Below are 7451 nucleotides of genomic sequence, written 5' to 3' on the forward strand. Positions count from 1 at the left end.
CGGGACGCCGGGGTGCCGATCAGGACCTCGGCGATGACCCGGGAGCTGCACCGCACCCCCGACGGCTACCGCCTCACCCTCGGCCCCCGGCCCGCACCGGAGTACCTGGAGGCCGACGCGGTCGTCGTGGCCGTCCCGGCGAGCCCCGCCGCCCGGCTGCTGGCCGAGCTGGTGCCCGCCGCCGCCAAGGAGCTGGCGGGGATCGAGTACTCCAGCATGGCGATCGTCAGCCTCGCCTACCACTCGACCGCGTTCCCCCGGCTGCCCGGCGGTTCGGGCTACCTCGTCCCGGCCGTCGAGGGCCGCGACGTCAAGGCCGTGACGTTCAGCTCGGTGAAGTGGCCGTGGCTCCGCGACCGCGACCCGAACCTGATCCTGGTCCGCGCGTCGATCGGCCGGATGGGTGAGGAGCACACGCTCCAGCGGCCCGACGGGGAGCTGAAGGCGATCGCCATGACCGAGCTCGCCGAGACCTGCCACGCGGGCGAGCTGCCCGTCGACACACGGGTCACCCGCTGGGGCGGCGCGCTCCCGCAGTACACCGTGGGACATCTCGACCGTGTCGCCCGCGTCCGCAGCGCCATCGCCCCCCACCAGGGGCTCGCCGTCTGCGGCGCGGCCTACGATGGGGTCGGCATCCCGGCCTGCGTCGCCACCGCGCGGGCCGCCGCGGCCCGCATCATCGATCAGCTGAAGGAAGTCGAAACGTGACCGAGAAGCCCAAGGCCCGCGACCTCAACCAGGTCATCCGGTACACGATGTGGTCGGTCTTCAAGGCCGACCGGGTGCTGCCGGAGGACCGCACCGGCATCGCGGGCGAGGTCCAGGAGCTGATCGACGCCTACGCCGCCAAGGACGTCACGACCCGCGGCCTGTACGACGTGTCCGGGCTGCGCGCCGACGCCGACTACATGTTCTGGTGGCACGCCACCGACAGCGACGACCTCCAGGAGATCTACGCCGCGTTCCGCAAGACCATGCTGGGCAGGCACTCCTCGCCCGTCTGGTCGAACATGGCGCTGCACCGGCCCGCCGAGTTCAACAAGAGCCACATCCCGGCGTTCCTGGCCGGTGAGGAGGCGCGCGACTACGTGTGCGTCTACCCGTTCGTCCGCTCGTACGAGTGGTATCTGCTGCCCGACCCCGAGCGGCGGCAGATGCTCGCCGAGCACGGCCAGATGGCCCGCGGCTACCCCGACGTCCGCGCCAACACCGTCGCCAGCTTCGCGCTCGGCGACTACGAGTGGATGCTGGCGTTCGAGGCCGACGAACTGCACCGGATCGTCGACCTGATGCGGGATCTGCGCGCCTCGACGGCCCGCCGCCACGTCCGCGAGGAGGTGCCGTTCTACACCGGGCGCCGCAAGCCGGTGTCCGAGCTGGTCACGGTCCTGCCGTAGCGTTTCGGCGGCGCTTTCGTCACGGCGGGGCGGAACGGCCAGCGAACCGGGCAAACGGGAAGTAAAGTTCGCGGCGTGACGCGCACGACCTCCCCGCACCCAGAACCCCCGAAATCCGGTAGCTCCCGGCACGGCAAGCCCCGCTCGGCGTTCGAGCGGGGCCTCGACCGGCTGATGGACTCCCCTTCGCGCCGCTACACCGCGAGCGTGCTCGCGGGCATGGTCTGCGTCGGCGTGCTGCTGGCCGTGGTCTTCGGGGTGTTCGGCGGCCAGAACGGCGCCGGCCCCGCCGCGGGCTCCGGCAAGAAGCGGGCCGAGGCCGCCGCCGTGACCGCTCCGGCCACGCCGACCCCCTCGGACGACCTGGCCGCCGCGCTCGACGACTCCGACGAGGCGATCACCGCCCACCTCAAGGAGAAGTCGCCGAAGCACTTCCGCGAGGCCAGGTGGAGCGGCGACTTCCTGCGCGTCTACACCGACCTCGACGAAGGCGACACCGAGCATCCCGACGCCAAGAAGCTCTGCGACGAGGCCGTCGCCTACCTCAGGCAGGGCGACGAGAACGCCGAGCCCGTGGTGTTCGTGCACGCCAAGAAGAGCGGCAACGGGCATGTCGTCCTGGTCAACAACACCGGCGGCAAGTGCCACTCGGTCGAGACCCGCTGACGCCCGACTTCTCCCTCGGCCCGACCGCTACTTCGGTTCGAGCTTCAGGCTGACGCTGTTGATGCAGTACCGGTCGTCGGTCGGGGTGCCGAAACCCTCCCCGTGGAAGACGTGCCCGAGATGGGAGTCGCACCGGGCGCACAGGACCTCGACCCGGGTCATGCCCCCGCTGGAGTCCTCCCGGAGCACCACGGCGTCGGACTCGGACGGCGAGTAGAACGACGGCCAGCCGCAGCCGCTGTGGAACTTGGTGTCGGAACGGAACAGTTCGGCGTCGCACGCCCGGCAGTGGTACACCCCGACCGTCTCGGTGTCGGTGTACTCACCCTTGAACGCCGGTTCGGTACCGGCCTGGCGGAGCACCCGGAACGCCTCGGGGTCGAGGATCTGCCGCCACTCCGCGTCGGTCTTCTGGATCTTCTCCATACTCCGACGGTACCTCAGGGACGGTCCGGGGTAGCGTTCCGCATATGGCATCGCCGTTTCTGGAGATCCCCGTGGGGGACCGGATCGTCAAGATCACCAACCCGGACAAGCCGTACTTTCCCGAGGTGGGGCTGACCAAGCTCGATCTGGTGTCCTACTACCTGTCGGTGGGGGAGGGGATCCTGCGCGCCCTGTACCGCCGGCCGACCACGCTGGAGCGCTGGCCGGGCGGGGTGGTCGAGGGCGCGGTCCTGTCGACGCGCGCCAACCCCAGCGGCGGCGACGCGTTCTACCAGAAGCGGATCCCCAAGGGCGCGCCCGACTGGGTCGAGACCGCGAAGATCGACTTCCCGTCGGGCCGGTCGGCCGACGAGGTGTGCCCCACCGAACTGGCGGCGGTCGCCTGGGCCGCCAACCTCGGGACGATCACGTTCCATCCGTGGCCGGTCCGGCAGGGCGACGTCGATCATCCCGACGAGCTCAGGATCGACCTCGACCCGCAGCCCGGCACCACCTTCCAGGACGCCGTCCGGGTGGCGCTCGAAGGCGTCGCACCGCTCCTGGACGAGCTGGGCATGACCGGCTACCCCAAGACGTCCGGCGGCCGGGGCCTGCACATCTACGTCCGGATCCAACCGAAGTGGACTTTCACTCAGGTGCGCAGAGCGGCGCTGGCGTTCGGCCGGGAGCTGGAGCGGCGGATGGAAGGCCGGGTCACCACCAAGTGGTGGAAGGAGGAGCGCGGGGAGACGATCTTCGTCGACTACAACCAGAACGCCCGCGACCGCACCATCGCCTCCGCCTACAGCGTCCGGCCGCGGCCCAACGCCCCCGTCTCCGCGCCGCTGGCCTGGGACGAGGTCGCCGCCGCCGAGCCGGGCGACTTCACCGTCAAGACCATGCCGGCCCGCTTCGCCGAGGTCGGCGACCGGCACGCCGCCATCGACGACGTCGCCTTCTCCCTGGTGCCGCTGCTCGATCTGGCCGACCGCGACGAGCACGACCACGGCCTCGGCGACATGCCCTACCCGCCCAACTACCCGAAAATGGCGGGGGAGCCCAAGCGCGTCCAGCCCAGCAAGGCCAAGAAGGAGTGACCGGAGCCCTTCGGGGCTCCGCGCGGCCGCTGGTGAAGCGCTTGCGCAAACGTTTGCGGGGCGGTGCGCGCCGCCACAGGATGGCCCGCACCGAACCACCCCCGGAGGCGTTCCATGTTGCGACGCGTCATCGCGCTGCTCGCCGTGGGACTGGCCGTGCTCAGCGCGCCAGCCCACGCCGCCGACGAGCCGTACCGGCCGTCGGTGCACTACACACCCGCCGACAAATGGATGAACGACCCCAACGGGCTCATCTTCTACGGCGGCAAGTACCACCTGTTCTACCAGTACAACCCTGAGGAGAACGCGCCCGGCAACGGGTCGTGGGGCCATGCCGTCAGCACCGATCTGGTGCACTGGGAGCGGCTGCCGCTCGCGATCTCCCACGACGCCGAAGAGGACGTCTGGTCGGGGAGCGTCGTGTACGACCGGACCAACGCCAGCGGCTACGGGACGGCCGCCAAGCCGCCGCTCGTCGCGGTCTACACCAGCTTCCACAAGGCCGACGGGATCCAGCGGCAGGCACTGGCCTCCAGCACCGACGGCGGGCTGACCTGGACCAAGCGCGGCCCCGTCCTCGACATCGGCTCCCGGGACTTCCGCGACCCCAAGGTGTTCTGGTACGCGCCGACCTCGTCGTGGCGGATGGTCGTCGCGCTGTCCGCGGAGCGGAAGGTGTCGGTGTACTCCTCGCCCGACCTGCGCTCGTGGACCCATCTCAGTGACTTCGGCCCGCTGGGCGCCACGCAGGGCGTCTGGGAATGCCCCGACCTGTTCCCGCTCGCGGTGGACGGCGACCCCGCCAGGACCAAGTGGGTGATGGTCGTCAGCTCGCTCGCCGGACGGCTCGGCCAGCAGTACTACGTCGGCGACTTCGACGGCACCACCTTCACCTCCACCGACCCGGCGACGCCCCAGCCGCCCGCAGGCACGGTCCTCGGCGACTTCGAAGGCTCCTACGGGGACTGGACGCGGACGGGCACGGCCTTCGGCGACGCCCCCGCCACCGGCACCCTGCCCGACCAGAGCCCCGTCACCGGCCAGACCGGCTCTGGACTGGTCAACACCTTCCTCGGCGGCGACGGCCCGACCGGCGACCTGACCTCGCCCGAGTTCCTGATCGACCGCCCCTATCTGGCGTTCCAGATCGGCGGCGGCCGCCACCCCTACGTCGAGGGAGCGTCCAACGAGGACCCGCCCGGCACCGTCTTCGCCGACTTCGAAGGCGACAGCTGGGGGGAAGGCTGGACCGCCACCGGCGACTTCGCCGGCGCGGGCCCGTCCACCGGCGACCTGCCGGGCAGGCACGGCGCCAAGGCCCTCGACACCTGTGTGGGGCCGTGCGACCCCGCCACCGGGACGATCACCTCGCCGCCGTTCACGGTCTCGGCCGCCTACCTCGACTTCCTCGTCGCGGGCGGGAACCACCCCGGCCAGACGGCCGTCAACCTGCTGGTCGACGGGCAGATCGTCGCCTCGGCCACCGGCGACGACAGCCCGAACCTGCGCTGGATCTCCTGGAACCTCGCCGCCCACCAGGGCAAGCAGGCCCAGGTCCAGATCGTCGACACCGCGACGGGCGGCTGGGGCCATCTGATGGCCGACCAGTTCGTCCTGTCGTCGGGGCCCGCCGCGCCGCGCCTCGACCAGACCTCGGTCGACCTGCTGGTGGACGGGCAGGTCGTCCGCACCGCCACCGGCCAGGACTCCGAGCACCTCGACTGGACGTCGTGGGATCTGCGCGATCTGGCGGGCAAGCGGGCCAGGATCCGGGTCGCCGACCGCTCGACCGGCGGCTGGGGCCATGTCCTCGCCGACCGGTTCACCCTGGCCGACGCGCCGGTGCGCAGCGGGCTCGAAGCGGCCCGCTGGATCGACCACGGCCCCGACTTCTACGCGGCCGTCACCTTCAACGACGCGCCCCGGCGGGTGCTGGTCGGCTGGATGAACAACTGGAACTACGGGGCCGACATCCCGACCACGCCGTACAACGGCATCCAGAGCATCCCGCGTGAGCTGGCGCTGAAGACCGTCGACGGCCGGATCTCGCTGATCCAGGAGCCCGTCCGCGAACTGCGCACCGCCCGCCAGGCGTCCGCGACCGGCGGGAAGGTCCTCGATCTGGATCTCAAGTGGGCCGCACGCGACGCCGACCGGTTCGGTGTCGACCTGCGGGTCGGGCCCGGCCAGGCCACCCGGGTCGGCTACGACGTCGCCGCGGGCGAACTGTACGTGGACCGCACCCGTTCGGGGCTGGTCGCGTTCAACCAGCGCTTCCCCGGCGTCGACCGGGTGAAGGTGCCGCTGCGCGACGGCAGGCTCCGGCTCCGGATCGTCCTGGACGCCTCGACCGTCGAGGTGTTCGCCGACGACGGCGCCGCCGTGGTCTCCCAGCAGATCTTCCCCGGCGACGGCGACGCCGTCGTGCCGTTCAGCGAGGGCGGCACCGCCTCGCTGGTCCGCAAGGACATCTGGCGGCTCGGTTAGCGCACGCAGCCGCAGGAGTCGCGGTGCATGAACCGCGGCTTCAGGCGGACCGTGCGCGGCGGCCGGTCCGGGTCCGCGATCCGCTCCGCCAGCAGTTCGACGGAGCGGGTCGCGATCTCCCGGATCGGCTGGGCGATCGCGGTCAGCCTCGGCCGGAAGATCGACGCCCATTCGAAGTCGTCGAAGACCGTCAGGGCGACGTCCTCGGGCACCCGGACGCCGCGCCGGTCCAGGGCCCGCATTACCCCGATCGTCATATGGTTGTTGGCGACGAACAGCGCGGTCGGCGGGTCGGGCAGCTCCATCAGCGCGGCGACCGCGGCCTCCGCGACCGCCCCGTTCGACCGGCCCTGCGCGATCAGCGCGGGGTCGGGCTCCAGCCCGGAGCGGGACAGGCCGAGCCGGTAGCCGTGCAGGCGCTCCGTGGACGTCATCAGGCCCTCCCGGCCGGCCACCAGCCCGATCCTGCGGTGCCCGAGCTGCGCCAGGTGCACCACGAGGTGGGCGCTGGACTCCACGTTCTCGGTGCCGACCTGGTCGAATCTGGCCGACGCGCAGCGGTCCACGAGCACGGTCGGGATGCTCAGTTCGTCCAGGTACCGTAGGGCGGCCGAGCCGGGGCCGTGGGCTTCGGTGGCGAGGAGGATCCCGTCGACGCGCCGCTGGTGCAGGGCCTGGACGACCTTCAGCTCCTCTTCGGGGTCGTCGTGGGTGTCGGTCAGCAGGAGCGTGTAGCCGGCCAGCCTGACCTGCGACTCCAGGGCCGCCACCAGATCGGCGAAGTAGAAGTTGGAGATCGCCGAGATCGCCAGCCCGATCGACTTGGTGCTGGAGGTGACGAGCGACCGTGCCACGGTGTTCTGGATGTAACCCGTTGATTCGACGGCCGTCAGGACCTTCTGCCGGGTCTCGTCGGCGACGAACCGCGTCCCATTGATCACATGGGACACGGTGGACACCGAAACACCGGCCTGACGTGCGACATCGGCCATCGTGGCCATCCAGCGGCTCCTTGATCCAAGCGTTTGCGCAAACGTTTGCGCGAGCGTTTTCGTATGAGCAAGATAACGCCCACGACATCGGGACGTAACCCCCCGAACACCCCATGGGAGACAATCATGATCCGTAGAGGCCTCGCTCTCGCCGCCATCGGAGCCCTCGCGCTCACCGCCACCGCCTGTGGTTCGGGGGCGAAGGACTCCGACGCCGGTTCCGGTGGCACCGCCAAGGTCGGTCTGATCACCAAGACCGAGACCAACCCGTTCTTCGTGAAGATGCGGGAGGGTGCCAAGGCCCAGGCCGACAAGGACGGTCTGGAGCTGATGACGGCGGCGGGGAAGTTCGATGGTGACAACGAGGGTCAGGTCACGGCGAT

At 70.7% G+C, this 7451-nt stretch carries 7 protein-coding genes and 1 pseudogene; 6 read left to right on the forward strand and 2 right to left on the reverse strand.

The window, feature by feature from the left end; all coding sequences use genetic code 11:
• From hemG to ACYVE7_RS25255, 3 genes are all read left to right on the forward strand, one after another.
• Positions 1-711: protoporphyrinogen oxidase (gene hemG, locus ACYVE7_RS25245; protein ID WP_460367839.1), on the forward strand; the 711-nt coding region annotated here is incomplete at its 5' end.
• Positions 712-758: 47 nt separating this feature from the next.
• A complete protein-coding gene (gene hemQ, locus ACYVE7_RS25250) occupies positions 759-1400 on the forward strand; it encodes a hydrogen peroxide-dependent heme synthase (protein WP_460367850.1) in 642 nt (213 codons plus the stop codon).
• Between the two features lie 75 nt (positions 1401-1475).
• Positions 1476-2066: a hypothetical protein gene (locus ACYVE7_RS25255; protein WP_460367841.1), complete on the forward strand. Its 591-nt coding sequence runs from the start codon at positions 1476-1478 to the stop codon at positions 2064-2066.
• A gap of 27 nt (positions 2067-2093) precedes the next feature.
• Here ACYVE7_RS25255 and msrB read toward each other — a convergent pair whose 3' ends face one another.
• The gene (gene msrB / locus ACYVE7_RS25260; RefSeq protein WP_460367843.1) at positions 2094-2492 is read right to left on the reverse strand and encodes a peptide-methionine (R)-S-oxide reductase MsrB; all 399 of its coding nucleotides are present in this window, start codon (positions 2490-2492) and stop codon (positions 2094-2096) included.
• Between the two features lie 44 nt (positions 2493-2536).
• On the opposite strand from msrB, the gene ligD reads away from it, so the two are divergent.
• A complete protein-coding gene (gene ligD, locus ACYVE7_RS25265) occupies positions 2537-3589 on the forward strand; it encodes a non-homologous end-joining DNA ligase (RefSeq protein WP_460367845.1) in 1053 nt (350 codons plus the stop codon).
• Positions 3590-3703: 114 nt separating this feature from the next.
• Positions 3704-6076, forward strand: coding sequence for a glycoside hydrolase family 32 protein (locus ACYVE7_RS25270; protein ID WP_460367846.1), 2373 nt, complete (start codon positions 3704-3706; stop codon positions 6074-6076).
• Here the strand turns inward: ACYVE7_RS25270 and ACYVE7_RS25275 are convergent.
• Positions 6073-7077: a LacI family DNA-binding transcriptional regulator gene (locus ACYVE7_RS25275; protein ID WP_460367848.1), complete on the reverse strand. Its 1005-nt coding sequence runs from the start codon at positions 7075-7077 to the stop codon at positions 6073-6075. The genes ACYVE7_RS25270 and ACYVE7_RS25275 overlap by 4 nt on opposite strands.
• A gap of 117 nt (positions 7078-7194) precedes the next feature.
• Here ACYVE7_RS25275 and ACYVE7_RS25280 point away from each other — a divergent pair.
• A pseudogene (locus tag ACYVE7_RS25280) lies at positions 7195-7451 on the forward strand (sugar ABC transporter substrate-binding protein); the annotation flags it as partial.

Source organism: Actinocorallia lasiicapitis (assembly GCF_054778695.1).